This is a genomic window from Micromonospora auratinigra (assembly GCF_900089595.1).
GTDB classification, from domain to species: domain Bacteria; phylum Actinomycetota; class Actinomycetes; order Mycobacteriales; family Micromonosporaceae; genus Micromonospora; species Micromonospora auratinigra.
Window position 1 is genome coordinate 6,038,193 of record NZ_LT594323.1, and the last position, 26,085, is coordinate 6,064,277.

Below are 26,085 nucleotides of genomic sequence, written 5' to 3' on the forward strand. Positions count from 1 at the left end.
CCGCCAACTTCATGATCAACGGGGTGGGGCGGGGTGGGGTCGGCCTGAACGGGGACGGCCCCGGCCTGCTGGCCGGGGGCGTCCCCGTCTCCACCTTCCGACCCCTGGTGCCCTCCCCGGGCCCTGCCTTCTCTCGCCAAGATCTGCGCAACTTCGGGGAAACAGTCGCCTCGATCCGCCACCACACAGCAACTTCCCCGAAGTTGCGCGCCTGGTCAAGATCGCGCCCGATCCTGGATCGGGTGGTGTCGGGCAAGGGGTCATGAGCCACTACTTCCTGGATCGAGCACGATCTGGGCGTGGGGCGTGGGGCGTGGGGCGTGGGGCGTGGGGCGTGGGGCGTGGGGCGTGGGGCGTGGGGTCAGAGGACTTCGAGGACGGTGCAGAGCCAGCCGCCGCGACGGTGTTCCAGGCGTAGCGCGACGGCCCAGGCGGCCCCGCCGGCGCCGGCCAGCACGGCGGCGGCCTCGACCGCGCCGCTGCGGGGTTCGCAGACGCGTAGCCGGCGCAGTTGGAGCGCGGGACGGGCGGATCGGCGGCGCACCGGGCCGACCCGGCGGGCCGCCCGGGTCAGCTCGGCGGTCACCGCGGTGACGGCCTCGGGCAGGCAGAGCGGGCGGAGCTGACCGGGTGGCCGGTAGCCGTTGACGATCTCCAGGAAGGTCCGGACGAGTCGGTGGGCCGCCCGGGCGGCCTCGGGGGTGGCGGTGGCCAGGGCGGCGGCCGGGGGACCGGCGGGGCGTCGGCCGGGGCCGGGCGGCGCGGGTCGGACGTCGACGGGGCGACCCCTGGGCCGGTCCGGCTCGCTGCGGCGTGGGTCGCGCCGCTGCGGATCGAACAGGTCGAGGGTGAGTTGGTCGGCGCCGGCCCAGGGGAGGTCGTCGTCGACGACCGGCGGGTCGAGGGGTGGGGCGGGACGGAGGCGGACCGGCGGTCGCGGTGTCAGCGGGCGGCGGCTGTCGACCATCCTCTACGCCTCTTCCCTTGCGTTTGCCTCTGTTTGCCTTCGACAGATTACATTCTCAGGCCCGGCAGTGCCGACCGTCAATGGCGCAGGGGATCGGCACGGTCACTCGGCGTCGCGCTCGGTCAGCGGGTTGCCGCGTACCCACTCGGCGGTCTCGGCGTACTTCTGCTGGATGTATTCCTCCAGCCGGGCGCGCTCGACCCGCCACTGGCCGCGGCCCCCGATCTTGATCGCGGGCAGCTCACCGCTGCGGACCATGTGGTAGACCTGCGAGTCCGACACGTTGAGTTCTGCGGCCACGTCGGACAGCAGCAGGAACCTCGGCTCCACCACGACTCCCGGGGTTGGCTTCGTTTGCCTCAGTTTGCCATCACCGACCGACGTCACCCAGCGACCCGCGCGTCGGATCCGCGCGGGACACGCCGGCCCGACGCCACCCGCCGGCCCGGTGCCGGGTGTATGACGGTCTCGGCGTACGGCATGATCTGCGCCCGGGACCGGCGGCCGCCGGTCCGGGACCGAGCAGGGGGAGACCACCGGTGACCGACGAGCTTGTCCGGGTGTACGTGCCGGCGACCGTCCCGATGCTCGCGCGGCTGCGCGCCGACGGGCTCGGGGCCACCGAGGCGCACGCGGTCACCCCGGAACTGCGCGAGTGGTACGCGGAGGGCGACGAGGAGGAGCTGGAGTACGTCGCCTTCACGCGCGCCGCCCAGGACGCGTTGCTGCTGCTCCGGTCGGACCCGGACGCGCCCCGCCGCCGGGTGGTCGTCTCGGTCGACCTGCCGGCCGGCGCGGTGGGCCGGGTCGGCGGCGAGCTGGGCTCCAGCGCGGTCCGGCTGGCCGGCGCGGTGCCGGTCGGCGCGGTGGCCGCGCTGCACGTGGACGGCGCGGAGGCGGTCGACGACGTGGCGGCCGCCGCCGAGGTGGTCGCCGAGGCGCAGGCCGGCGACCCGGACGCCCAGTTCACCGTCGACGGCGCCGAGGACCACGAACTGGAGTGGTACGACCCGACCGAGCTGGACGTGCTGCTGCGCGAGGCCTCCTGAGGCCCGTCGGACCGGCCGGGCCGGGCCGGTCCGACGGACGTCACGGGCCCGGCGGTCAGGTCAGGACTCGTCCTCGACGACCGGCGTCGGGCCGAGGGTGCGACCGAAGGCGATGAGCGCGGTGAGCGCGCCCACGAAGAGCACCCAGATGCCGTTGTCGACCCGGGAGGTGCCCAGCGCGGTCTGCGCCACCTGGTCGGCGTCGCTCAGCGCGGCGGCCAGGTCGAGCAGGCCGTGCCCGCCGACCCGGATGATCACCTCGGTGAGCAGCAGGAGCAGGCCCGCGCCCGCCCCGGCGGCCAGGTACGACGGCCAGCGCAGCGCGGGGGCCGCCGGGTCCCGTCGGGTCGCCCGCCGGCGCGCCCAGGTCAGGTAGCCGAACGCGACCAGGCCGGCGATCAGCCCGGCGAGCAGCGACTCCGTGCGGGACACCCACTTCGCGGCGTCGAGCACCGACTGCTGGGTGTCACCGGCCCCGAAGAGGTCGGAGAGCGGGTCGCGAGCCCGGCTGAACAGCACCACGAAGAGCTGCGCGGCGAGCGTGGCCCCGGCCAGCCCACCCACCACGGGGGCGTTACGGGCGCCGGCCATCGCGCCGCCGATGATGGCCGCCGCGGCGGTGGTGCCGGCGATCGTGTTGGTGGTCGCGTTGTCGGCGTACGTCAGGTTGACCGCCACCGCGGCGACGAGCCCGACCAGCAGGCCGGCGCCGACGGCGGCGACGAAGCGCAGGGTGGCCCGGCCGATCCGGTTCGTCGCGGCGAGCGCGACCGTGGCACCGGCGACCAGCGCGGCGGTGATCACGCCGGGCAGGGCGTACGCGGAGAGGCTGATCGCGGTGACCCCGGCGGCGGCGGAGCTGATCGCCGCCCGGGTGGACCAGAGCATCGCCCCGAGCCAGCCGAGCGCCAGCACCGCCAGCACCAGCGTGCCGGGGGCGTACCCGGTGCGGGTGGCCGGGTCCGCGGCGGGTGCCGCCGGCTCCGCGGCCTCGACCTCGGCCGGCCCGGGCCGCTCGGCCGCCTCGGGCTGCGCCGGTACGGGCTGCGCCGACACCTCGGCCTCGGGCTGGTCCGGCTCCGCGGCCGTGGAGCTGCCGGGCTGCTTGCTCATCGTCTCCCCTTCGACGGACGCCGGGTCGCCTCGCGCGTGCCGGGCAGGTCACCGGCCCTCCAGGGTACGCGTCGTGCCGGCCCACCCCCGGTGTCCACCACCCACCCCGCCCCGGGCGCGCCCGCGCCGACCCGCCCCGGACGGCCGGGTGTGCCCACCGCCGCCGCCGCGCCGACCCGCCCCGGATGCCCGGCGACGGATCGCAGGTGAATGGCGGCCTTCGCTGACGTTCGTTCGGGTGGAGGCGGGTTGCGGCCTACGGTCGGGTGTGTCGGTCCGTGTCCGGAGTTCTCCACTGAGGTGGCACCGGCGGGCGTGCGGGGCGGTGCCACATGGAAGAATTGGCCGAGGTCCCGCCGCCGCGACCGGTCACGCCGCGCGGTGTCCGGCACCCGGTCGTCCGGCCGGTGCCCGCGGGTCCGGTTTCGCCACCGCCGTCGAGATCGCACAGGAGCCTGTGATGGACGCCGTGTTCTCCGTACCCGAGCCGCGCAACGAGCCGGTCCACACCTACGAACCCGGCAGCGCCGACCGGGAGCGGCTCCAGCGGCGGCTGACCGAGCTGGCCGCCGAGCGGATCGACCTGCCGATGACGATCGCCGGCGAGCAGCGGATGGCCGGCGGCGAGTCGATCGACGTGGTCCAGCCGCACAAGCACGCCCACGTGCTCGGCGTCACCGGCCACGCCACCCACGAGGACGCCCGCGCCGCCGTCGCGGCCGCCAAGGACGCCGCCCCGATGTGGCGGGCGCTGCCCTTCGAGGAGCGCGCCGCGATCTTCCTGCGCGCCGCCGAGCTGCTCGCCGGCCCGTGGCGGGACACCCTGAACGCGGCCACCATGCTCGGCCAGTCGAAGACCGCCGTGCAGGCGGAGATCGACGCGGCCTGCGAGTTCATCGACTTCCTCCGGTTCAACGTGCACTTCGCCCGCCAGCTGCTGGAGGCGCAGCCGAAGTCGTCGCCGGGGGTGTGGAACCGCTTCGACCACCGCCCGCTGGAGGGCTTCGTCTACGCGGTCACCCCGTTCAACTTCACCGCCATCGCCGGCAACCTGCCCTCCGCGCCGGCCCTGCTGGGCAACACCGTGGTCTGGAAGCCGGGCCCGACCCAGCAGTTCGCCGCGCACTTCACCATGCGCCTCTTCGAGGCCGCCGGCCTGCCGCCCGGCGTGATCAACATGGTCACCGGCCGGGGCGAGGAGGTCTCCGACGTGGTGCTCGCCGACCCGGACCTGGCCGGCATCCACTTCACCGGCTCCACCAAGGTGTTCCAGCACCTGTGGAAGACCGTCGGCGAGAACATCGCCCGCTACCGGGGGTACCCGCGCCTGGTCGGCGAGACCGGTGGCAAGGACTTCGTGGTCGCGCACAGCAGCGCCGACGTGGACGCGCTGCACACCGCGCTGATCCGCGGCGCGTACGAGTACCAGGGGCAGAAGTGCTCGGCGGCGTCCCGGGCGTACGTCCCCCGGTCGATCTGGGAGGGCGGGCTGCGCGACCGGCTGGCCGCCACCGCCGACTCGCTGACCTACGGCGACGTGACCGACTTCAGCAACTTCGGCGGCGCGGTCATCGACGACAAGGCGTTCGGCCGGCACTCCGCCGCGCTGGAGCTGATCAAGGGCGACGACAGCTGCACGGTGCTGGCCGGCGGCACCGCCGACGACTCCGTCGGCTACTTCGTCCGGCCGACCCTCTTCGAGTGCACGGACGCGGCGCACGAGACCTTCACCACCGAGTACTTCGGCCCGATCCTCGGGGTGCACGTCTTCGACGACGCCCGGTTCGCCGACGTGGTCCACCAGGCCGAGTCGATCGCACCGTACGCGCTGACCGGGTCGATCTTCGCGACCGACCGTCGGGTGGTCGACCAGGTGGCCGAGAAGATGCGGTACGCGGCCGGCAACTTCTACATCAACGACAAGCCGACCGGCGCGGTGGTCGGGCAGCAGCCCTTCGGCGGCGCCCGGGCCAGTGGCACCAACGACAAGGCGGGCTCCTGGCACAACCTGGTCCGCTGGATGTCGCCGCGGACGATCAAGGAGACCTTCGTCCCGCCGACCGACCACACGTACCCGCACATGGGCTGAGTCCCGACGGCCGCCGGTGGCGCGCGCAGCGCCCCCGGCGGCCGGCCCGGGCGTCCCCGGCGGACTGTCGTCGGCCGACAGTGCACATCGGACCCGCCAACGGGTGGCGAAATCGGCGAATCCTGGACGCCGATGCCGACAAAGTGGCAGCTTAGAGGGCATGGCGGATTCCGGAGTCAATCCGACGGCGGCGGCCCTGCTCGGCCTGCTGCACGACGGCCCGATGACAGGCGGTCAGTTGATGGCCGCCGCCGAGCGCCGACTGGCGCCGTACTGGTCGATGACCCGCAGTCAGGTCTACCGGGAGCTGCCGGTGCTGGCCGAGAAGGGTCTGGTGCGGCTCGGCAAGCCCGGGCCGCGGATGAGCCAGCCGTACGCGCTGACGGCGGCCGGCAAACGGACATTCTCCCGCTGGTTGGCGGAGAATCCGGGCAAGGACACCATCCGTAACCCGATCGCGCTACGGATCGCCTTCGGCAACCTGCACTCGTCGAGCCAGCTCAAGAGCCTGTACGCCTCGGCGAACGAGTACCACACCGAGGCCCTGGCGGCGGTGCGGGAACAGGTCAAGAACGCCAAGAAGGAAGGCGACCCGTACGACGCCAGCGCGCTGGAGTTCGCGGTCGCGTACCACAAGGCGGCGCTCTCCTGGCTGAAGACCGCCCCCGTCGGCTGACCACCTGCGGCGGCTCGGGCGAGGTAGGCAGTAGTCTTGTCTGTCGTGACCGCTGCCGATTACGCCGAACAGCTCAAGGAACTCGACGCCACCCTGCGCAACATCGAGGCCGTGCTCGACCTCGACAAGCTGCGCGAGCAGAAGGCCCGCCTGGAGCAGGAGGCCTCCGCCCCCGACCTCTGGGACGACCAGGCCAAGGCGCAGCAGGTGACGTCGCAGCTGTCGTACGTCAACGGCGAGATCAGCAAGCTGGGTGACCTGCGGTCCCGGCTCGACGACGCCGGGGTGCTGCTGGAGCTGGCCCAGGACGAGTCCGACCCGGGCGCGCTCGCCGAGGTCGAGTCGGAGCTGGCCGGGCTGACCAAGGCCATCCAGGAGATGGAGGTCCGCACCCTGCTCTCCGGCGAGTACGACTCCCGGGAGGCGCTGGTCGCCATCCGGGCGGGCGCCGGTGGCGTGGACGCGGCCGATTTCGCCGAGATGCTGCTGCGGATGTACCTGCGCTGGGCGGAGCGGCACGGCTACCCGACCGAGGTCTACGAGACCTCGTACGCCGAGGAGGCGGGCCTGAAGTCGGCCACCTTCACGGTCAAGGTGCCGTACGCGTTCGGCACGCTGAGCGTGGAGTCCGGCACCCACCGGTTGGTGCGGATCAGCCCGTTCGACAACCAGGGCCGCCGGCAGACCAGCTTCGCCGGTGTCGAGGTGCTGCCGGTCGTCGAGCAGACCGACCACATCGACATCCCCGAGAACGAGATGCGGATCGACGTCTACCGCTCCTCGGGCCCGGGTGGGCAGAGCGTCAACACCACCGACTCGGCGGTCCGGATCACCCACATCCCGACCGGCATCGTGGTCACCTGCCAGAACGAGAAGTCCCAGCTGCAGAACAAGGCCTCCGCGCTGCGGGTGCTCCAGGCCCGGCTGCTGGAACGCAAGCGCCAGGAGGAGCAGGCCAAGATGGCGGGCCTGAAGACCGACGCGGCCGGCTCGTGGGGCGACCAGATGCGCTCGTACGTCCTGCACCCGTATCAGATGGTGAAGGATCTGCGTACCGAGCAGGAGACGGGCAATCCGACCGCGGTCTTCGACGGCGAGCTGGACAGCTTCATCGAGGCCGGTATCCGCTGGCGGAAGCAGCAGCAGCTGACCGCTGACGGTGCGTGATCAGCATCGGACGCAGCGCGTCGTCGATCTCCGTCTGACCGGGTGAATCGATGACGCGCCTCGCAACGACGGGCCTGGGGGCTTGGCTCCTCCGTTACACCGCGTAGACTCTCGACCCGTGATTCAGCTTGAGCAAGTGACGAAGACGTACCCGAAGGCGTCCCGGCCTTCGCTCGACAACGTGTCCGTCTCGATCGAGAAGGGCGAGTTCGTCTTCTTCATCGGTCCATCCGGCTCCGGCAAGTCCACGATCATCAAGATGCTGCTGCACGAGGTCACCCCCAACAAGGGGCGGGTCGTCGTGAACGGCAAGGACGTCACGTCGATGCGTTCCTGGAAGCGACCCCACTTCCGGCGTTCCATCGGCTGTGTCTTCCAGGACTTCCGGCTCCTGCCGAACCGCACCGCGTACGAGAACGTGGCGTTCGCCCTGGAGGTGATCGGCAAGACCAAGGCGGTGGCCCGCCGGGTCGTGCCGGAGGTGCTGGAGCTGGTCGGGCTCGGTGGCAAGGAGCACCGCTACCCGCACGAGCTCTCCGGTGGTGAGCAGCAGCGGGTCGCGGTGGCCCGGGCGTTCGTGAACCGGCCGCTGATCCTGCTGGCGGACGAGCCCACGGGAAACCTGGACCCGGACACCTCGATCGAGATCATGCGCCTGCTGGACCGGATCAACCGCACCGGCACCACCGTCGTGATGGTCACCCACGACTCCAACATCGTGAACCAGATGCGCCGCCGGGTCGTCGAGATCGAGAGCGGCCGGATCGTGCGCGACCAGGCCCGGGGCGTCTACGGCTGAGCCGTCACCCGATCCGTAGATCCTGACGACGAACACCTCAGCCGGAGAGCCGGAGGAATTTCCCGATGCGGATGAAGTACGTCCTGTCCGAGGTACTGGTAGGACTGTGGCGCAACGTCACCATGACCATCGCGATGATCATCACGATGGCGGTGTCGCTGTTCATGCTGGGCGGCAGCGGCCTTCTGTACCAGAAGGTCGGGGACATGAAGGACCTCTACTACGAGAACGTAGAGGTCTCGATCTTCCTGAAGACCGACGTCAGCGAGCAGCAGCGCACCGACCTCGACGCCAAGCTCAAGGCCGACCAGCTGGTCAAGGAGGTGACGTACGTCGACAAGCAGCAGGCGTACGAGCGCTTCCAGAAGATGTACGCGGACGCGCCGGACCTGGTGAACGCGGTCAAGCCCGACCAGCTTCCCGAGTCGTACCGCCTCAAGCTGAAGAACCCCGAGCAGTACAAGAACATCTACGACCAGTACAAGGACACCGAGGGCGTCGACGAGATCGTCGACCAGAGCAAGCTGCTCGACAAGGTGTTCGGCGTGCTGACCGGCTTCCAGAACGGCGCGCTGGCGATCGCGATCGTGATGGCCATCGCCGCCCTGCTGCTGGTCGCGAACACCATCCAGGTGGCCGCGTACAGCAAGCGGCGTGAGGTCGCCGTCATGAAGCTGGTCGGTGCCTCGAACTGGTTCATCCAGGCGCCGTTCGTGCTGGAGGCGGTGGTCGCCGGCCTGATCGGCTCGATCCTCGGCCTGGTCGCGATGGCGGTGGCGAAGGTGGTCGCGGGCAGCAGCTCGATGGCCGCCCTGGAGGGGCTGATCACGCCCGTCTCCTGGTCCGACATCTTCCTGACCTTCCCGCTGATGGCCGCCGTCGGCGGCCTGGTGAGCGCGGTCACCGCCTGGGTGACGCTCCGCTTCTACCTGCGGGTCTAGTCACCCGCACGGCTCTCCGCAGGACCCTCCCGCGCCGGAATAACCGGAGTGGGAGGGTCCTTGCATTCGGGTAGCATGATCTCCGCTCCGCGGCCGGTGGCCGTGGTCCGAACGGGAAGGAGGTGGCGCCGATGCCACGGGAAAAGGGTCGCAAGGTGGTCGCCTCCAACAAGAAGGCGCGGCACGACTACGCCATCCTCGACACGTACGAGGCGGGCATGGCGCTGACCGGCACCGAGGTCAAGTCGCTGCGGGCGGGGCGGGCGTCGCTGGTCGACGCGTTCGCCCAGGAGCGCGACGGCGAGCTCTACCTGCACGGCATGCACATCCCGGAGTACACCCAGGGCACCTGGACCAACCACGAGCCCCGGCGTACCCGCAAGCTGCTGCTGAACCGGATGGAGATCCACAAGCTGATCGGCAAGACCCGCGAGGGCGGCCTGACCATGGTGCCGTTGCAGGTCTACTTCTCCGACGGCTGGGCCAAGGTGGAGATCGCCCTGGCCAAGGGCAAGAAGTCGTACGACAAGCGGCAGGACCTGGCCAAGCGGGACGCCGACCGGGAGATCGCCCGGGTGGCGGGCCGGCGCGGCAAGGGAATGGACGAGTGAGACGTCCGGTTCGTCCAGGTGTCGGCCACCGGCCGGCCTCGGGATGAATCCGGTTGCGCCAGGCGTTAGGCTTGGTGTGCTGCCGACAGGGGCAGCCCTTCGAGGGGGTGACTGGTTTCGACTTCGTACGCAGCGACAGGGGAAGCGAGCCGAGGAAGCCGACGTCGTCTCGAGAATCGGTCGTCGGAAACCAATAAGCGCCAAGAACAATCGCGCTGACTTCGCTCTCGCCGCCTGAGGCGAGTAGCAAGTCTGTCGGCCTGGGAGCGCCTTCGACCCAGATAGCCGGCATCAGCTAGAAGGCTGGCCAACCGGACCCGGTCGCGGGGTCCGTGCGGCGAGATCAATCAGCGACTGGGCCCGTCACACCAACTTGCTCGCGTGAGCGGTGGGGCCGAGTAGAGGCACAGCGAGCTGCGCTCGGAGAAGCCCTGACAAACCGGCGAAGGACCCGGGTTCGATTCCCGGCACCTCCACCAGAACGAAGCGCCCCGGACCACCCGGTCCGGGGCGCTTCGTCATCTCCACCCCGCCGTGTCCCTCCCTCCGCCCATGCCTCCCCGCGATCTTGCACTTTGTGCCCCGAGAACGCGGCGAATGTCCGCTCTGCGGGGGCAGGAAGTGCAAGATCGCGCGCGGGGTTGGGGGTGGTTGTCGGGGCGGCTTAGGCTCCGCGTGTGCAGAACGAGAAGATCCGGCTCTCCGTCGGGGCGTCGCCGGGGCAGCGCGTGTTCAGCGCGGTGGTGGGTTTCCTCTTCGCCGCCTTCGGGGCGGCCTTCGTGCTGCTGCCGATGGTCGCCGACCGGATGCTCAGCCGGCTCACCGGCTTCGGCGACCCGATGCCCTCCTACGACGACGCGCGGGACCTGCCGCCCGGGATGCTGCCGCCGGAGCTGACCGGCGACGACACAGCCTCGCCGCTGGGGCCCGGCCGGTTCGTCGGGCTCTGCGGCCTGCCGATGGTGCTGCTCGGTCTCTACCTGCTGCTGCGGGTGCTGCGTACCGCCGCCTGGCTGGAGGGGACGCACGCGTCGGTGCGCGGCGCGTTCGGCACCCGCACGGTGGACCTGGCCACCGCCGAGGTGCAGGGCGGGGCGGTGGTCCGGCAGGCCGGCGAGCACGCCGTGGTGCGGGTGCCGACGCTGGTGGCCCGGGACCGGGACAGTGGCCGCCGGGTCACCATCCCGTTGCAGGGCATGGGGCTGGCGACGCTGCCGCCGTACGAGTTGCGGGCCCTCGCCGACGCGATCAGCACCGGCCGGACGGACCAGGGCCGCGACGCCGACGCGCACGTGCTCGCCGGCCAGCTGCGCACCATGGCGGGCAACCCACTGGGGCTGTAGCGACCGGTGGGGCCGCTGGGGCGGACGGGACAGATGAGCCAGGGGTGGGGCCTGGACAGCGGGCCGGCGCGGGTTCACCATCGCTGTACGCGGTAGCGCCGCAGCGCGGGAGGTGCCCATGGTCACCGGTCCGATCCAGCAGCCGTCCACCGTCTCCCCGGCGGCCCGTCCGCCCGCCGCCCGACGGCCCCTGCTCCCCGGCGACGTGCCCGCCCTGGTCCGGGCGCTGGCCGTGCCGGTGCGGGAGCCGGGCTGGCGGGACGCCCTGAGTCACCGGCTCGGCCCGGTGCGGCACGGCTTCGCCGAGCACGTCCGGCTCACCGAGGGGCCCACCGGCCTCTACGCCGAACTGCGCCACCAGGCGCCCCGGCTGGACCGGGGGGTACGCCTGCTCACCCGGGAACACGCCCTGATCGTGGCGGCGCTGGCCGCCCTCCAGCACGCCGTCGAGCGACCCGAGGTGGCCGCCGAGGAGCTGCACGGCCGGATCGGGGAGCTGCTGCGGGCGCTGCACCGGCACCGGCAGCGCGGCGCGGACCTGCTGTGGGAGGCGTACCAGGCGGATCTGGGCGGGGAGGACTGAGCGCCGGGAACCGGTCGGGGCGGCGCCGCGTCCAACGACCATGCGCCGCTCCCTCGCCCTGCTGGGCCTGCCGCTCCTCCTTCTCGCCGGCTGCGCCGCGCCCGGCGCCGGCTCGGCCGCGCCCGCGCCCGGCGGCCCCTCCGCCGGCGCCTGGCCGGCCTTCGACCAGCGGGCGAACCAGGTCGCCGACGCCTGGCGCCCCGGCGCGGCCTGGCGCAGCGGGTACGTGCCGCTGGAGGACGGCACGGTGCTGACCGGCGACCCGGGCTTCACCGAGGACACCAAGGTGGCGTTCGGCAACGGCTGGTACCGCGACCAGATCCCGATGCCCGGCGGCGCCCCGGCCGACGGGACGGTCCGTTTCCCGGACGGCACGCTGACCGTGCCGCTGATCGGTGCCGCCGCCGCCTTCGCCGAGCTGGACAAGGGGGACCCGCCGCCGTGCGACGGGCGGCCGATGGAGCCGCCCAGGCCGGGGCCGGGCAAGCCCGGGGTGGGCGGCCCGACCATCGAGCCGGGCCCGGACGGGTCGGGTCGGCCCGGCACGGGTGGCCCGACGATCGAGCCGGGGCCGGACGGGCCGGTCGGCACCGACACCGCCACCGCCTGCGTGCCGTTGACCGTGACCGGGGTGAAGCTCGGCACCGCCACGATCCGGACCAGCCGGGGTCCGGCCACCGTGCCGGCCTGGCTGTTCACCGTGGAGGAGCTGCGGGTGCCGGTGGCCCGGGTCGCGGTCGCGCCGCGTGCCGTCGGGGCCGTACCCGAGCCGATCGCGCCGAGCGGGCCGGTACCCGGCGGGGTGGTCACCGTGCAGCACCTGGACGCGGTGGACGGCGCGCGCCTCGACTACACCGTCGGCACCGGCGCCTGCGACAGCGCGCCCACCCCGCTGGTGCTGGAACGCGACGACCTGGTGGTGATCGGGGCCGGGGTGACCTCGGCGACCGGCGTGTGCACCGACCAACTGGTGCTGAAGCCGGTGCGGGTCACCCTCAAGGCCCCGGTGGGCACCCGGGCGGTGCTGGACGTCGGCAGCGGCCAGGCGCTGGTGGTGGGCCGCCGCTGAGTCGGCCCGGACCGGTCACAGGATCCGGGGCACCTCGGTGCTGATCGGCACCGCCAGCACGGTCGGCCGGTCGGCGGCGAGCGCCGTGTCCAGTGCCGGGCCGAGGGCGTCCAACGACTCCACCACGCCGGCCGCGCAGCCGTAGCCGCGCGCCACCGCGGTCACGTCCAGCCCGGGCAGGTCCAGGGCCGGCACGCCGGGGGTGTGCTTCAGCTCGGCGAACGCCTTGAGGATCGCGTACTGCCGGTTCACCGGGACCACGACGGCCAGCGGCAGGCCGAGCCGGGCGGCCGTCCAGAGTGCCTGCACCGAGTAGTGCATCGAGCCGTCGCCGATCACCGCCACCACCGGGCGGCCGCGCCCGGTGTCCCGCTCGGCCAGCGCGATCCCCGCCGCCGCCGGCAGGCCGAACCCGAGACCGCCGCTGGCCATGGTGAAGTACGAGCGGGGCCGGCCCACCCGCAGTTGGCGGCGCAGCGCGGCCAGGTTGGACGGTGACTCCTGCACCAGCACCCCGTCCGCCGGCCAGTGCGCGGCCAGCGCCGCGAAGAGCGCGTCCGCGCTCGGCGGATCGGTCACCTCGGGCGGCGCCGGCGCGGGCCGGGCGGGCGGGGCCGGCCGGTCGGTCGCCGGCAGCAGCTCCAGCAGGCCGGCCAGGGCCAGGCCCGCGTCGCCCAGCAGGCTCTCCCCGACCGGGGCGCGGGCCGACTCGTCCGGGTCGTCGGTGACGTGCAGCAGGCGTGCCTCGGCCGGCAGGTAGTCGCCCGGCACGTGCGGGTAGTAGCGGAACACCGGCGCGCCGACGACCAGCACCGTGTCGTGGCCGCGCAGCGCCGCCGCGAGCGGGCCGATGGCGTACGGCAGGACGCCCCGGAAGTGCGGGTGGTCCTCGGGGAAGACGGCCCGCTCCGGTGCCGGGGCGGACCAGACCGGGGCGGCCAGCCGCTCGGCCAGCGCCACGGCCGCAGGCCAGCCGTCGGCCCGGTCCACCGCCGCGCCGAGCACCAGCACCGGGGCGCGGCTGCCGGCGAGCACGGCGGCGAAGCCGCGCAGCCGGTCCGGGTCCGGGGCGGTCCGGGTGGCCACCGTGCGCACCTGCGGGGGCGGGTCGGCGGGGCGGTCCCAGTCGTCCATCGGCAGGGAGAGGAAGACCGGCCCGGCGGGCGGCTGCACCGCGGTCGCGTACGCCCGCATGAAGGCCGCCGGGACGTCCTGCGGGCGGGCCGGCTCGTGGGCCCACTTGACGTACGGCCGGGTCAGCTCGGCCGCCCGGGGGCTGGCCAGCCGGGGCTCGATCAGCAGCATCTCCCGGGTCTGCTGGCCGGCGGTCACGATCAGCGGGGTCTTGTTGTGCCAGGCGGTGACCAGGTTGCCCATGCCGTTGCCGGTGCCCGGCGCGGTGTGCAGGTTGACGTGCGCGGGGCGGCCGGTGGCCTGGGCGTAGCCGTCGGCCATGGCGACCGCCGACGCCTCCTGCAGGGCGTGCACGTAGCGGAAGTCGGCGGGGAAGTCCTGGAGGAAGGTCTCCTCGGTCGAGCCGGGGTTGCCGAAGACGGTGGTCAGGCCCAGGGCGCGCAGCAGTTCGTAGGTGCTGTCCCGGACCGTGGCCATCGCCGATCGTCCCCCGTCCCCGCGCGGTGCCGGAGACGGCTCGGTGATCAGTGCCCCGACCAGCCGAATCTATCGGTCCGCCGGAGGCTTGTCGGGCGCTTCCCGGGGTCCCGCGCTCAGGGCAGCTCGATGGGGAGGCTGATGCCGTCCAGCGCGTGCCCGCACGGGCAGTCCCGCGCGGCCGGCAGCGCGGCCACCGCGTCGAGCAGCACCGTCCGCAGCACGTCGATGTTCTCCGCGAAGACCCGGAAGACCTCGTCCTGGGTCACCGACTCACCCGCCTCCACGCCCGCGTCCAGGTCGGTGACCAGGGCGATCGGGGTGTAGCAGAGGGCCAGCTCGCGGGCCAGCACCGCCTCCGGGTGGCCGGTCATGTTCACGATCGCGCCGCCGATCGCGGTGTACCAGCGTGACTCGGCCCGGGTGGAGAACCGGGGTCCCTCGACGACCACCATCGTCCCGCCGTCGACCGCCGACACGCCCCGGCCGGCGGCCGCGTCGAGCAGGGTGTGCCGCCCGACCGGGCAGTAGGGGTCGGCGAAGGAGACGTGCACCGCGCCGGTGTCGTAGTAGGTCTGCACCCGGCCGCTGGTGCGGTCGATGAGCTGGTCGGGCACCACGAAGGTGCCCGGGCCCAGCTCCGGCCGGAGCCCACCGACCGCGCAGGGCGCGAGCACCTGGCGTACGCCGAGGGAGCGCAGCGCCCAGAGGTTCGCCCGGTACGGGATCCGGTGCGGAGGGTGGCGGTGGTCGCGCCCGTGCCGGGGCAGGAACGCCACCCGGCGACCGCCGACCTCGGCGATGGTCACCCGGCCCGACGGGGCGCCGTAGGGCGTCTCCACCTCGTGTTCCGTCGCGCCGTCGAGCAGGGCGTAGAGGCCCGATCCACCGATCACTGCCAGCTCGGCCGTTGGACCCATCCGGCCCTCCCTCGATCCTGTCCCGATCACCCGCCCGTCAGACCTTAACCAGCGGACGGGGTGCAGGCTATGGTGCGTGGCATGGCGGTGACAGCGCGGAGGGCCGGGGACGTCGGGTACGCCGTACCGGCGTGCGGCTGACGGGTGTCGGACATGCAGGGTGAGGGACAGGCGATCGGTGGCCGGGCCATGGACTCGATGACCGGGCGGCTGCTGGTCGCGACTCCGACGCTCAAGGACCCGAACTTCGACCGTACCGTCGTGCTGCTGGTCGCCCACGAGCCCGGCGGCGCGCTCGGCGTGGTGCTCAACCGCGCCACCGAGGTGCCGGTGGCCGACGTGCTGGGTGACTGGAGCGACCTGGCCCGTCACCCGGCGGTGCTCTTCGAGGGCGGCCCGGTGCAGCCCGACTCGGCCATCTGCCTGGCCCGGTTGCGGCACCCGATCACGCCGGTGAAGGGGTTCCACAAGGTCTCCGGCGCGGTCGGCACGATCGACCTGTCGGTCGACCCGGAGCGGCTGCGCGACGCCGTCGGTGGGATCCGGGTCTTCGCCGGCTACTCCGGCTGGGGTGCCGGCCAGCTCGAACGGGAGATCGAGGAGGGCTCCTGGTTCGTCCTCGACGCCCTGCCGGGGGACGCCTTCGTCGACCGGCCCGACGATCTCTGGCCGATGGTGCTGCGCCGGCAGGGCGGCATGATGGCGGCGGTCGCCCACTTCCCCGCGGACGTGGCGCTGAACTGACCACCGACCAGGGGTACCCCCGCGAGATGACCATGCCGGCCGGCGTGTGTATAGTTCTCTCCGTGCCCGGGCGACCGGGGACGACAGCAAGGGGCCGTGGCGCAGCTGGTAGCGCACCACACTGGCAGTGTGGGGGTCAGGGGTTCGAGTCCCCTCGGCTCCACCCGAGCGCAAACGCCCTGGTGCGGGAATCATCCCTCACCAGGGCGTTTGTCGTATCCGGGCGGGGCAGCCTCAGCGGTTGACGTCGTAGACCAGCTTCTGGATGCCGTTGGCGTAGGTCGCGCTCTCGACGAGCGTGAGGTTCTGCTTGTCCCGGTCGGTGTCGCTGAACAGTCGCTTGCCCGCCCCGAGCAGGACCGGGTAGAGCAGCAGGTGGTAGCGGTCGATCAGGCCGGCGTCGGAGAGGTTGCGGTTCAGGGTGGCGCTGCCGTGGATGCTGATCGGCCCGCCCTCGGTCTCCTTGAGCGCGGCGACGTCGTCCAGGGAGCGGAGGATGACCGTCTCTCCCCAGTTGTCGACCAGGTCCTGCTGCTGAAGCGTGGTCGAGACCACGTACTTCGGCATCGCGTTGTAGCGGGGGAACTCGGCGGTCATGGTCGGCCACACCGGCGCGAACGCCTGGTAGCTGACCCGGCCGAGCAGCATGGCCGCGGCTTCCTCCTGCTCCCGGCCCTTGATCTCGTACGCCGCCTCGTCGAAGGCGATGTCCTTGAAGGTCCAGCCCGAGTTGCGGTATCCGGGTTCCCCGCCGGGCGCCTCGATGACGCCGTCGAGCGAGACGAACGCGGTGGCGATCAGGGTACGCACAGATGACTCCTCGGATCGTGCAGTGCTGACATCGATGGGCAGAGGGCCGACCGTCGGCCAGGAAGGCGGCGGCCCATCCGGTAGCTCCGGAAAGGGGGACATCAACCAGCCCTCGGCGAGCGGGTGATCTGGATCACGCGCGCTTCCGGCCACGATACTGGAGCCGGGCGCAACCGTGCGCCCCGTGCCGCCGCGAAACCGGATCGTCCCCGGGGCCGGCCTGTGCGATGGTGGCGCCCATGCCCCAGCCGATCCTGCGTACCGAACGCCTGCTGCTCGTGCCGTTGGCCGACCGGCACCTCGACCTGGAGATCGCGCTCGACGCGGACCCGCAGGTGCTGCGCTACCTGTACCCGCGGGCGCGGACCCGCGAGGAGGTGCTCACCTCGCACGCGCGGCGACGAGCGTTGGCCCGCCCCGTCGACGGCCTGGGCTTCTGGATGGCGTTCGGCTCCGGCGACGCGGCACCCGGCTCGACCGCGCCGGCCGACGAGGCGGTGGGCGAGTTCGTCGGCCTGCTGATGCTGCCCCCGGCGAACGGCCCCGACCAGCCCGACGACCCCACCGTGGCCGAACTGGGCTACCGCCTGCACCGCCGGTACTGGCGCCGGGGGCTGGCCACCGAGGCGTCCCGGGAGTTGCTGCGGCACGCCTTCGACACGGTCGGGCAGCGCCGGGTGATCGCCCAGACCATGACGGTCAACGCCGGATCGCGCGGGGTGATGGCCGCCGTCGGCATGCGCTACGTGCGGACCTGGTACCCGTCGTGGGACGACCCGGTGCCCGGCACCGAGCAGGGTGAGGTCGCGTACGAGATGACCCGGGAGATGTGGCGGGCGAGCCGCGGCGAGCGGGTACCGGGGTGACCTGGCCGACCGGCGTCCTGCCGGGGCTCGCCCGCTGACCGGTGCGGTTGTACCGTCGTACCGGGTCGCAGCCGGCCCTCCTCAGCGACGGAAGGGGCAGGGTGCCGGGTCGGACCGAGCAGGTGGCCAGGGACGGCGCGGACGACCTGCTCCCGGCCGACGTGCTGCGCCAGGCGCACGCCGAGGTGGTGGTGCTGGTCCTGCTCGACGAGGCGGGCGACCACCTGGACCTCGTCTGGCAGGCCGGCATGGTGCCGGAGGTGGCCGAGACCTGGTCCCGGTTCCCGCTGGGCGCGCCGGTGGCGATCGCCCGGTCGGCGCGCACCGGTGAGCCGCTGGAGGCCGGGTCGTTCCGGGAGCGCCTGATCCGGTTCCCGGCGACCGCCAGCGTCCCGACCGCCGACGTCGAAGGGCTGGTCACCGCGCCGGTCTGGCATCCCGAAGCGGGGTCGGAGCGGACCGTGATCGGGGCGATGAGCATGGGGTTCCGGGGCACCCCGCCGGCCGGCGCGACCCAGACCCTGATCCGGCTGGCCGGGTACGCCGCCGAGCGGGTGCGCGCCGCCGGCCTGCCGTACGGATCCCGGCGGCCGGTGCCCGACGATCCGGCCCCGCTGCCCACCACGTCGGCCCTCGCGCACCTGGTCCGCGGGGCGGGTGCCCAGGGCATCGACCAGGCGCTGCTGGAGACCGTGCTGCTGCACCTGCCGGTCGGGGTCAGCGTGCTGGACCGGGAGTTGCGCTTCACCCTGGTCAACCAGCGGGCCGCCGCGATCAACGGGCGGACCCCCGACGAGCACCTCGGCCGGCACCTGCGGGAGGTGCTGCCCGACCTGCCCGAGTCGTTCGACGTCGAGCTGCGCGGGGTGCTGCGCACCGGCCGCCCGCTGCTCAACCACGACATCGTGGGCCGGACCCCGGGTCGGGCCGGGGAGCGGCGCTGGCGGGGCAGTTACTACCCGGTGGTCGGGGCGTCCCCGACCGGCCCGATCGGCCTGGCGGCGGTCTTCGACGAGGTCGCCGACGAGGAGACCCTCGGTGTCGAGCAGTTGGCCGCCGAGCGGGCGGACACCCTGACCGTGCTGGACACCCTGGTCGAGAACGCCCCGGTCGGGGTCGCCCTGCTCGACACCGGGCTGCGGTATCTGAAGATCAACCGGACCCTCGCCGACTGGAACGGCCGGTCGGTCGCCGACCATCTCGGCCGGCGCCTGCCCGACCTGCTGCCCGAACTGGCTCCGCTGGTCGAGCCGGTGATGCGCGAGGTCGCCGAGACCGGTGTGGTCCGCGATGTGGAGACCGTCACCGCGGGCCGGACCTGGCTGAGCAGCTTCTTCGGCGTACCGGGGCCGGGTGGCCGGACCGCGGCGGTGGCGCTCTTCGTGACCGAGGTGACCCGGCGGCGCAGGGAGGAGCGGCGGGCGCGCCACGTGCAGGCCTTCACCGAGGCGCTGTCCCAGGCGGTCTCCGTCGCCGAGGTGGCCCTCGCGGTGGGTACGGCGGGAGCCCGCGCCGCCGAGGCCAACGTGGCATCGGTGGCGCTCCTCGACGAGCTGGGTCGGCAGTTGCGCTTCGCGCCCACCGGTCAGGAGTCACCGGAGCGCTGGCGGGTCCTGACCGTCGACGCCGACCATCCCATCGCCGTCGCCTACCGCTCCGACGAGCCCGCGTACTACCCGGAGCTGGCCGCCATGCTCCGTGAGTATCCGCAGCTCACCGAGGCGCAGGCGCGCACCGGGCACGCAGCCTGGGCGATGATGCCGATGCGCGGTCGGGGCACGGCCGCCGGCATGCTCACCTTCGCGTACCGGGACGGGCAGGCCTTCGACGACGAACAGCGCAGTCTGCTGGCGACCCTGGCCGGCCTGGCCGGTCAGGCGCTGGCCCGGGCGCAGCTCTACGAGCGGGAGCACCGCACCGCCCTGCGCCTGCAACGCAGCCTGCTGCCGTCGCGGTTGCCGGCGATACCCGGCGTGGATCTGGCGGCGGTGTACGTCGCCGGTGACGCGGCCGAGGTCGGCGGCGACTTCTACGACGTCTTCGCGGTCGCCGGCTCCGCCGGTCGGGAATGGACGGTGGTGATCGGCGACGTGGCCGGCCGCGGGGTGGACGCCGCCTCGGTGACCGGCCTGGCCCGGCACACCCTGCGGATCACCGCCGCGACCGACGAGCCGGCGGACGCGCTGCGCCGGCTGCACACCCGGCTCTGGGAGGACACCGACATCGACCGGTTCCTCACCGTGGTCTGCGGTCGGCTGCGGTTGCACGACGAGGGGGCCGAGCTGCTCCTCGCCTCCGGTGGTCACCCGCCCGCGCTGGTGCGGCGGGCCGACGCCTCGGTCGACGTGGTGACCGTGCCGGGGATGCTCGTCGGCGCCTTCCCGGAGGTGCGGCTGGAGCAGCGGGCGGTGCCGCTGGCGCCGGGGGACACCGTGCTGCTCTACACCGACGGCGTCCTCGAGGCGCGCGGGCCGGCCGGGCTGTTCGGCCAGGACCGCCTGGTGGAGCTGCTGCGGACCGCCCCGGACACCGCCCCGGAGCGGCTGGTCGCCCACGTCCGCGCCGGGGTGGAGGCGTACCAGCACGGCCCGGCCAGCGACGACATCGCGATCGTCGCGTTGCGCGTCGGCCGGGCGGCCGAGGACTGACCGGTGGGCCGGGCGGCGGGTTGCCGACCGGCCCACCGTGGGTTCACCGGCGCGTCTTCGGCAGGTCGAACTGGTCGGCCTTGCGGCAGTCCTTCGGACCGCCGACCGCGCCCTTGCCGAGCCGGTCGAGGGTCTGCCGGGCCCGGTACCGGCCCAGGTTCCAGGCGTACCAGGGGTCGGGCTCCTTCAGGTCCTTCGCGATCCAGCTCAGTGTGCAGCGGCGGACCGGGTCGGGCAGCTCGCCGAGGGCGGGCGTGGCGTCGGCGGAGAGCGCCCGCAGGTACCAGGCGTCGATCTTGCCGGTCTGCTCGTACCGGACGATGTTGCGCCGGGCGGCGTAGTCCTCCGGGTTCAGCACCGCCAGGCCGAGCAGCATCGCCACGGCGAGCGCCACGGTCGTGCCGGGGATCCACCGGCCCCGCCACCGCACGCCGGCCGCGAGCACCATCAGGAAGACCGCGCCGAGCAGCAGCTCGAACGCCATCACGAAGATCCGCTCTCCGGTGAAGCTGTAGACCTTCTGGTACGTCCACATCCGGGACAGCGCGGACACCACGATCACCACGCTCAGCGCGCTGAGCAGGCCCAGCAGCACCCGCAGCGCGAGCCGCTCGGCCGACCGCTCGCGGCTGGCCCAGCGGCTGACCCCGCCGAGCACGGCCAGGGTCAGCAGGGTGACGAAGAGCAGCTGCCAGAAACCGCTGCGGGCGTACTCGGAGTAGCTCAGGCCGGCGACCTTCTGCACGTGCTGCTGCCCGCCGAACAGCACGGTGAACTGCACCACCACGAAGCCGGCGAAGAGCAGGGTCAGCGCCCCGATCGCCGGGGCCCACTCCAGCAGGCCGAGGCGGCGGCTGCTCGGGGTGTCCACGCTGGACAGGTCGGGCGGGGCGGCCAGCGTGTAGACCGCGGCGACCGCGATCAGCCCGCCGACCACCGCCAGGAAGAGCCCCCGGAACACCGACGCGACGTTGATGTCGGGGACGATCTTGGCGAGCACCTGGTTGAAGGCCGCGTCGGCCGAGGCGAGCAGGGCGCCGAAGACCAGCAGCACCAGCACGGTGGCGGCGACCGAGCCGGCCACCTTGCGTACCGTCGACGCCTCGGGGGAGGCGGTGACGTGCCGGCGAACCCAGGGCAGGCCGCGGAACGCCGCGAACGGCGTGGCGACCAGGCCGAACAGGATCGAGCGGACCAGCCGGCCGCCGACGATGGCCAGGGTCGCGCAGCCCAACGCGCCGAGCACGCAGAAGGTCACCAGCCACCAGGCGTTGCGGAAGGCCAGTACGGCCAGCAGCGCCAGGGCCGCCACCGCCCAGCCGCCCCGGATCAGCCGTTCGGTACGCGGCAGGTCGGCGCTGCGCCGGCGTACGGCCAGCAGCACGCCGAGGGTCAGCGTCAACCAGCCGAGGAACCAGCCGATCCCGACCCGGCTCAGCGGTACGAAGAACGCGGCGCCCAGCGCGCCGGCCAGCACCGCGAACGGGACGGCCCGACCGGTGGCCGGCTTCGGTCCCGGCCAGCGCGCGCCGAGGAACGAGGTGCGGGGCTCGCGGGGCCGGGGCTGCCAGCCCATGCCGGCGTGGTGGAACGGTCCGCCGGGCTGGACCTGCCACGGCTGCGTCGGTCCCGCCGGGCCGTACGGGGGGCCGGGCGGGACCGGCGGGCCGGCCGGGGCTCGGGTGGCCGCCGGCGGGTACGCGCCGGCGGGCCGGCCGTCCGGGCCGAGCTGTGGTCCGGCCGGGGCGGCAGTCCCGGCGGTGCCGGTCGGCAGTCCGGGCTCCGTCGCGCCGGCGAGGTCCGGACCGGCCGCACCGGTGGTGTCGCCCGCCGGCTCGGTGGCTCCCGCGTCACCGGTGGATCGCGTGCCGGCATCGGAGTCCGGGCCGGCGGCGGCATCCGTCGCGGCGTCGGTGCCGGCTGCCCCCGGCGTCGGTCCGGCCTGGGCGGGGGCCGCCGGGCCGGCGGGCGTGGTGCCGGTCCGCGCGGCGAGCGCCGGGCCGGCCGGGGTGGCGGCCGCCGCGTCGGTACCGGTCTCGACGGCCGGCGCGGCCGCCTGGGCGGGTACGCCGGGCGCCGGGACCAGCATCTGCGGCATCGGGACCGCGCCCTCGGCGGCCGGCACCAGAGGCAGGAAGATCGCGTAGCCGTGGGTGCCGGGCGGCACGGTCACCGGGATCGCCCAGGCCGGTTGCCCCTCCGGGCCGGGCCACCGCAGGCCGGGTGGTGCGCCGGCCACGGCGGGCGCGACGAGCAGTTGCGGCGGGACGTCGCCCGCCGGGCCGTCGGCCGCGGGGGCGGCGTCGGGCGATTCTGGCGTTGCCGGCGGCTCGGACACGAGCACACTCCTTGATCACGGGGTGCCCGTCACTGTATGGCGTGCCGACGGTCCGCCGCCGCCCCGACCGGCCGTCCGTTCGGTCAGCAGACGCGGGCCGCGCCGGTGACCGGGTCGCCCCGGCCCGGGCGACGGCCCGCCCCGTCGCCCCCACGGAAGCGCGGTCGGCTGTGGTGTCCGGCACGTCGGGGTGCCCGTCGAACCTTTGCCGGCCCGCGCCCGTACCAGTGGCCGGAGGTCGATCACATGGTCGTACGCCGCACGCTCGCCGCCACCGCGGCCGTTGCCGCGATCCTGCTCTGCGCCGCCGGGCCGGCCGGCGCGCACGGTGCGCCCAGCAGCCCGCTGAGCCGGTCGGCCGCCTGCGGTCCGGAGGGCGGCCGGGCCGACACCGCGGCCTGCCGGGCGGCCGTCGCGGCGGGCGCGGCCGTACGCGAGTGGGACAACATCCGGGTCGCCCGGGTGGACGGTCGGGACCGGGAGCGCATTCCCGACGGTGAGCTGTGCAGCGGTGGGCTCTCCGCGTACCGGGGGCTGGACCTGCCGCGAGCCGACTGGCCGGCCACCACGGTCACCGCCGGCAGCCGGTTCACCTTCCGCTACCGGACCACCATCCCGCACAAGGGCACGTTCCGGTTCTACGCCACCACCCGCAGCTACGCCCCGACCCGCCGGCTGACCTGGGCCGACCTGGAGCGGGAACCGTTCCTGACGGCGACCGACCCACCGGTGCGCGACGGGGCGTACCAGATGCCGGGGCGGCTGCCGGCGGGCCGGAGCGGCCGGCACATCATCTACGTCATCTGGCAGAACTCCGACACCCAGGACACCTACTACTCCTGCTCGGACGTGCTGTTCCGGGCGGCCGGGTCGCCGCGTACCGCCGCCGCCCCGGCCGGGTCGTCGCGGCCCGCCGGCTCCCCGCGGGCCGCCGCCCCGGCGGGCGCCGGGACCGGGGCCGGCGTGCCGGCCGACGGGGTGCCGGTGGCGGCCGTGACCGACACCGGCGGCCCCCGCCTGCCGCTGGTGGTGGGCGCGGCGGTGGTGCTCACCGTGCTGCTGGTGGCCGCGGTCGGGCTCCGGCTGCGACGGGCCGGCGGCCCACCGGTGGGCCGCCCCTGTGGCATCCGCAACCACCGCGCGGGCCGTCGCCGGATCTGGTGAGCAAGGAAGGGCCCCTTGTCACCGCCGGGTGCGGGTGAAGGGGCCCTTCCCGACCGGCGGTCGGGGGTGGTTCAGCCGAGGAGGCGGTCGATCTCGGTCAGGTCGTCGGGGGAGAGGTCGAGGTTCGTCACCGCGGCCACGTTGCCCTCCAGCTGCTCGACGCTGCTCGCCCCGATGATCAGGCTGGTCATCCGCGGGTCCCGCAGCGCCCAGACCAGCGCGAGCTGCGCCAGGCTCTGGCCGCGCCGCTCGGCGACGGCGGCCAGGCCGCGGATCGTCGCCATCTTCTCCTCGGTCAGGTCGCTCTCGTTGAGGAAGACGCTGGTACGCACCCGCGAGTCGGCCGGGATGCCGCCCAGGTAGCGGTCGGTGAGCAGGCCCTGCGCCAGCGGGCTGTACGCGATGCAGCCCGCGCCCTCCTTCTCCAGCGTGTCCAGCAGGCCGTCCCGCTCGGCCCAGCGGTTGAGCATCGAGTACGACGGCTGGTTGATCAGCAGCGGCGTACCCAGGTCACGCAGGATCGCGGCGGCCCGCTCGGTCTGCGCCGAGTCGTAGTTGGAGATGCCGACGTAGAGCGCCTTGCCGGCGCGGACGACGGCGTCGAGCGCGCCCATCGTCTCCTCCAGCGGGGTGTCCGGGTCAAACCGGTGCGAGTAGAAGACGTCGACGTAGTCCAGGCCCAGCCGGCGCAGCGACTGGTCCAGCGAGGAGACCAGGTACTTGCGGGAACCCCACTCCCCGTACGGGCCGTCCCACATCAGGTAGCCGGCCTTGCTGGAGATCACCAGCTCGTCCCGGTACGGCTTCAGGTCGGTGGCGAGCATCCGCCCGAAGTTCTCCTCCGCCGCGCCGGGCGGCGGGCCGTAGTTGTTGGCCAGGTCGAAGTGGGTGATCCCGAGGTCGAAGGCGCGCCGGACGATGTCCCGCTGCCGCTCGTACGGCCGGTCCGGCCCGAAGTTGTGCCAGAGCCCCAGCGAGAGCGCCGGCAGGCGCAGCCCGCTGCGCCCGCTGCGCCGGTAGGGCATCGAGTCGTAACGCTGATCAGCGGCGAGGTAGGTCACCCCACCGACCCTAGTCGGCCCCGGCGGACAGGTTGTAGCGGAGCAGCGGCAGCTCCCGCCCGGTGGACGGCGAGACCGAGGTGCCCGCGGGAACCGCGCCGACGCGCCGGTAGAAGGGCACCGCGCCCGGGTCGGCCTCGATCCGCAGGGACCGGGCCCCGGCGGCGCGGGCCGTCGCCGCCGCGTGCCGGAACAGCACCCGGCCGACGCCGGTGCCGATGGCCGGCGGGTCGACGAAGAGCATGTCCAGCTCCAACTCCGGTGGGTCACCGGCCAGCACCGCCAGCCCCACCACCCGGCCGTCCCGTTCGGCGACCGTGACCTGCCGGGCGGTCACGTCCGCGGGGGTGAGCGTCAGCTCCGCCCGGCAGCGGGTCAGGAACGCCTCGTCGTACCCCCAGTGGGCCTTGGAGCGCAGCGCGAGTTCGGTCAGCTCGGCCGCCTCGTCGGGGCGGGCGGGCCGGATGAGCAGGTCCACCTGGCCATTGTGCCGGCACGCCCGGATCGGGCGTGCCGGAAGGCCCGCGCGGGTAGCTTCGAGGCCATGCGCTTCGTCCAGCTCGACACTCCCAAGCCCATCTCCAAGATCGGTCTCGGCACCTGGCAGTTCGGCTCCAAGGAGTGGGGCTACGGCGCCGACTACGAGCGCCGGGCCGCCGACATCGTCCGGCGGGCGCTCGACCTCGGCGTCACCCTCTTCGACACCGCCGAGCTGTACGGCTTCGGCCGCAGCGAGCGGATCCTCGGCGCGGCGCTCGGCGAGGACCGGGCGAAGGTGGTGGTGGCCAGCAAGATCTTCCCGGTGCTGCCGCTCGCCCCGGTGGTGCAGCAGCGCGCGGTCGCCTCCGCCGCCCGCCTCGGCGTCGCCGGCATCGACCTCTACCAGGTGCACCAGCCCAACCCGGTGGTCTCCGACCTGCCCACCATGCGCGGCATGCGCGCGTTGCAGGACGTCGGGCTGGTCGGCGAGGTCGGCGTCAGCAACTACAACCTGCGCCGCTGGCGGTTCGCCGAGGCCGCGCTCGGCCGCCGGGTGCTGAGCAACCAGGTCCGCTACAGCATGCTCGACCGCGGGCCCGAGCAGGACCTGATCCCGTACGCGGAGCAGGCCGGCCGGATCGTCATCGCGTACAGCCCGCTGGCGCAGGGCTTCCTGTCCGGCCGCTACGACGCGCACCACCCGCCGAGCGGGGCGGTCCGCCGGGCCAACCCGTACTTCCTGCCGGTGAACCTGGAGCGCGGCACCACGCTGATCGCCACCCTGCGCGCGGTCGCCGACGCGCACGACGCCACGCCCAGCCAGATCGCGCTGGCGTACCTGCTGCGCCACCCGAACGTGGTGGCCATCCCCGGGGCGTCCAGCGTGGAGCAGATGGAACGCAACGCCGCCGCCGCCGAGATCGACCTGGCCGACGACGAGTACGCCGCCCTGGTCGCCGCCGCCCACGCGTTCCGCCCGGTGACCGGGCTGGCCGCCGTACCCCAGCTGATCCGCGCCCGCGCCGGAAGGTGACCA

At 73.6% G+C, this 26,085-nt stretch carries 24 protein-coding genes, 1 tRNA gene and 1 other RNA gene; 17 read left to right on the plus strand and 9 right to left on the minus strand.

Annotation, left to right across the window (positions count from 1 at the left end):
• Positions 1 to 361: 361 nt before the first annotated feature.
• Both GA0070611_RS27545 and GA0070611_RS27550 read right to left on the minus strand, forming a co-directional pair.
• Positions 362 to 967: an Rv3235 family protein gene (locus GA0070611_RS27545; RefSeq protein WP_091670764.1), complete on the minus strand. Its 606-nt coding sequence runs from the start codon at positions 965 to 967 to the stop codon at positions 362 to 364.
• Positions 968 to 1,069: 102 nt separating this feature from the next.
• Positions 1,070 to 1,300: a helix-turn-helix transcriptional regulator gene (locus tag GA0070611_RS27550; RefSeq protein WP_197675807.1), complete on the minus strand. Its 231-nt coding sequence runs from the start codon at positions 1,298 to 1,300 to the stop codon at positions 1,070 to 1,072.
• A 206-nt stretch (positions 1,301 to 1,506) separates the two neighbouring features.
• Between GA0070611_RS27550 and GA0070611_RS27555 the strand changes: the two genes are divergently transcribed.
• Positions 1,507 to 2,016: a DUF6912 family protein gene (locus tag GA0070611_RS27555; protein ID WP_091670767.1), complete on the plus strand. Its 510-nt coding sequence runs from the start codon at positions 1,507 to 1,509 to the stop codon at positions 2,014 to 2,016.
• Positions 2,017 to 2,076: 60 nt separating this feature from the next.
• Here GA0070611_RS27555 and GA0070611_RS27560 read toward each other — a convergent pair whose 3' ends face one another.
• Entirely contained in the window at positions 2,077 to 3,129 is a 1,053-nt protein-coding gene (locus GA0070611_RS27560; RefSeq protein WP_091670770.1) for a hypothetical protein, read from the minus strand.
• A gap of 460 nt (positions 3,130 to 3,589) precedes the next feature.
• Between GA0070611_RS27560 and pruA the strand changes: the two genes are divergently transcribed.
• The 10 genes from pruA to GA0070611_RS27610 all read left to right on the plus strand — a co-directional run bounded on the left by pruA (position 3,590) and on the right by GA0070611_RS27610 (position 12,407).
• Positions 3,590 to 5,218 carry an L-glutamate gamma-semialdehyde dehydrogenase gene (gene pruA / locus GA0070611_RS27565; RefSeq protein WP_091670773.1) on the plus strand — a complete coding sequence of 543 codons (1,629 nt, stop codon included), beginning with the start codon at positions 3,590 to 3,592 and terminating at the stop codon, positions 5,216 to 5,218.
• A 160-nt stretch (positions 5,219 to 5,378) separates the two neighbouring features.
• On the plus strand, positions 5,379 to 5,894 hold the full coding sequence (locus GA0070611_RS27570) for a PadR family transcriptional regulator (RefSeq protein WP_091670778.1): 516 nt from the start codon (positions 5,379 to 5,381) through the stop codon (positions 5,892 to 5,894).
• Between the two features lie 45 nt (positions 5,895 to 5,939).
• On the plus strand, positions 5,940 to 7,061 hold the full coding sequence (gene prfB, locus GA0070611_RS27575) for a peptide chain release factor 2 (RefSeq protein ID WP_091670780.1): 1,122 nt from the start codon (positions 5,940 to 5,942) through the stop codon (positions 7,059 to 7,061).
• Between the two features lie 118 nt (positions 7,062 to 7,179).
• The gene (gene ftsE, locus GA0070611_RS27580; RefSeq protein WP_091670783.1) at positions 7,180 to 7,860 is read left to right on the plus strand and encodes a cell division ATP-binding protein FtsE; all 681 of its coding nucleotides are present in this window, start codon (positions 7,180 to 7,182) and stop codon (positions 7,858 to 7,860) included.
• 65 nt (positions 7,861 to 7,925) lie between these two features.
• A complete protein-coding gene (gene ftsX, locus GA0070611_RS27585) occupies positions 7,926 to 8,801 on the plus strand; it encodes a permease-like cell division protein FtsX (protein ID WP_091670787.1) in 876 nt (291 codons plus the stop codon).
• Between the two features lie 131 nt (positions 8,802 to 8,932).
• The gene (gene smpB / locus GA0070611_RS27590; protein WP_091670790.1) at positions 8,933 to 9,412 is read left to right on the plus strand and encodes an SsrA-binding protein SmpB; all 480 of its coding nucleotides are present in this window, start codon (positions 8,933 to 8,935) and stop codon (positions 9,410 to 9,412) included.
• 103 nt (positions 9,413 to 9,515) lie between these two features.
• Positions 9,516 to 9,891, plus strand: a transfer-messenger RNA (tmRNA) gene (gene ssrA, locus GA0070611_RS27595).
• A 198-nt stretch (positions 9,892 to 10,089) separates the two neighbouring features.
• Entirely contained in the window at positions 10,090 to 10,755 is a 666-nt protein-coding gene (locus GA0070611_RS27600) for a hypothetical protein (RefSeq protein ID WP_091670795.1), read from the plus strand.
• Positions 10,756 to 10,873: 118 nt separating this feature from the next.
• Positions 10,874 to 11,338 carry a hypothetical protein gene (locus tag GA0070611_RS27605; protein ID WP_091670800.1) on the plus strand — a complete coding sequence of 155 codons (465 nt, stop codon included), beginning with the start codon at positions 10,874 to 10,876 and terminating at the stop codon, positions 11,336 to 11,338.
• A gap of 40 nt (positions 11,339 to 11,378) precedes the next feature.
• Positions 11,379 to 12,407 (plus strand): hypothetical protein, encoded by a 1,029-nt coding sequence (locus tag GA0070611_RS27610; RefSeq protein WP_091670805.1) that lies wholly within the window; start codon positions 11,379 to 11,381, stop codon positions 12,405 to 12,407.
• 15 nt (positions 12,408 to 12,422) lie between these two features.
• On the opposite strand, the gene mdlC is transcribed toward GA0070611_RS27610, so the two are convergent.
• Positions 12,423 to 14,018, minus strand: coding sequence for a benzoylformate decarboxylase (mdlC, locus tag GA0070611_RS27615; protein ID WP_091670810.1), 1,596 nt, complete (start codon positions 14,016 to 14,018; stop codon positions 12,423 to 12,425).
• A 116-nt stretch (positions 14,019 to 14,134) separates the two neighbouring features.
• Positions 14,135 to 14,938: an S-methyl-5'-thioadenosine phosphorylase gene (locus GA0070611_RS27620; RefSeq protein ID WP_091670813.1), complete on the minus strand. Its 804-nt coding sequence runs from the start codon at positions 14,936 to 14,938 to the stop codon at positions 14,135 to 14,137.
• Between the two features lie 153 nt (positions 14,939 to 15,091).
• Between GA0070611_RS27620 and GA0070611_RS27625 the strand changes: the two genes are divergently transcribed.
• On the plus strand, positions 15,092 to 15,682 hold the full coding sequence (locus tag GA0070611_RS27625; protein ID WP_091673523.1) for a YqgE/AlgH family protein: 591 nt from the start codon (positions 15,092 to 15,094) through the stop codon (positions 15,680 to 15,682).
• Between the two features lie 90 nt (positions 15,683 to 15,772).
• Positions 15,773 to 15,845 (plus strand) — tRNA-Ala (locus GA0070611_RS27630).
• A gap of 71 nt (positions 15,846 to 15,916) precedes the next feature.
• On the opposite strand, the gene GA0070611_RS27635 is transcribed toward GA0070611_RS27630, so the two are convergent.
• On the minus strand, positions 15,917 to 16,492 hold the full coding sequence (locus GA0070611_RS27635; RefSeq protein WP_091670816.1) for a dihydrofolate reductase family protein: 576 nt from the start codon (positions 16,490 to 16,492) through the stop codon (positions 15,917 to 15,919).
• Between the two features lie 239 nt (positions 16,493 to 16,731).
• Here GA0070611_RS27635 and GA0070611_RS27640 point away from each other — a divergent pair, with 239 nt between their 5' ends.
• Both GA0070611_RS27640 and GA0070611_RS27645 read left to right on the plus strand, forming a co-directional pair.
• On the plus strand, positions 16,732 to 17,358 hold the full coding sequence (locus GA0070611_RS27640; RefSeq protein WP_091673525.1) for a GNAT family N-acetyltransferase: 627 nt from the start codon (positions 16,732 to 16,734) through the stop codon (positions 17,356 to 17,358).
• Between the two features lie 101 nt (positions 17,359 to 17,459).
• Positions 17,460 to 20,006 carry a SpoIIE family protein phosphatase gene (locus GA0070611_RS27645; protein WP_091670820.1) on the plus strand — a complete coding sequence of 849 codons (2,547 nt, stop codon included), beginning with the start codon at positions 17,460 to 17,462 and terminating at the stop codon, positions 20,004 to 20,006.
• Between the two features lie 43 nt (positions 20,007 to 20,049).
• Here GA0070611_RS27645 and GA0070611_RS27650 read toward each other — a convergent pair whose 3' ends face one another.
• The gene (locus GA0070611_RS27650) at positions 20,050 to 22,344 is read right to left on the minus strand and encodes a DUF4153 domain-containing protein (RefSeq protein WP_091670824.1); all 2,295 of its coding nucleotides are present in this window, start codon (positions 22,342 to 22,344) and stop codon (positions 20,050 to 20,052) included.
• Between the two features lie 246 nt (positions 22,345 to 22,590).
• Between GA0070611_RS27650 and GA0070611_RS27655 the strand changes: the two genes are divergently transcribed.
• The gene (locus GA0070611_RS27655; protein WP_091670828.1) at positions 22,591 to 23,508 is read left to right on the plus strand and encodes a lytic polysaccharide monooxygenase auxiliary activity family 9 protein; all 918 of its coding nucleotides are present in this window, start codon (positions 22,591 to 22,593) and stop codon (positions 23,506 to 23,508) included.
• A 71-nt stretch (positions 23,509 to 23,579) separates the two neighbouring features.
• Here the strand turns inward: GA0070611_RS27655 and mgrA are convergent, their stop codons facing one another.
• Both mgrA and GA0070611_RS27665 read right to left on the minus strand, forming a co-directional pair.
• The gene (gene mgrA, locus GA0070611_RS27660) at positions 23,580 to 24,569 is read right to left on the minus strand and encodes an L-glyceraldehyde 3-phosphate reductase (RefSeq protein WP_091670832.1); all 990 of its coding nucleotides are present in this window, start codon (positions 24,567 to 24,569) and stop codon (positions 23,580 to 23,582) included.
• A 10-nt stretch (positions 24,570 to 24,579) separates the two neighbouring features.
• Positions 24,580 to 25,047 carry a GNAT family N-acetyltransferase gene (locus GA0070611_RS27665; RefSeq protein WP_231921241.1) on the minus strand — a complete coding sequence of 156 codons (468 nt, stop codon included), beginning with the start codon at positions 25,045 to 25,047 and terminating at the stop codon, positions 24,580 to 24,582.
• Positions 25,048 to 25,113: 66 nt separating this feature from the next.
• On the opposite strand from GA0070611_RS27665, the gene GA0070611_RS27670 reads away from it, so the two are divergent.
• Positions 25,114 to 26,082 carry an aldo/keto reductase gene (locus GA0070611_RS27670; RefSeq protein ID WP_091670835.1) on the plus strand — a complete coding sequence of 323 codons (969 nt, stop codon included), beginning with the start codon at positions 25,114 to 25,116 and terminating at the stop codon, positions 26,080 to 26,082.
• Positions 26,083 to 26,085 lie beyond the last annotated feature (3 nt).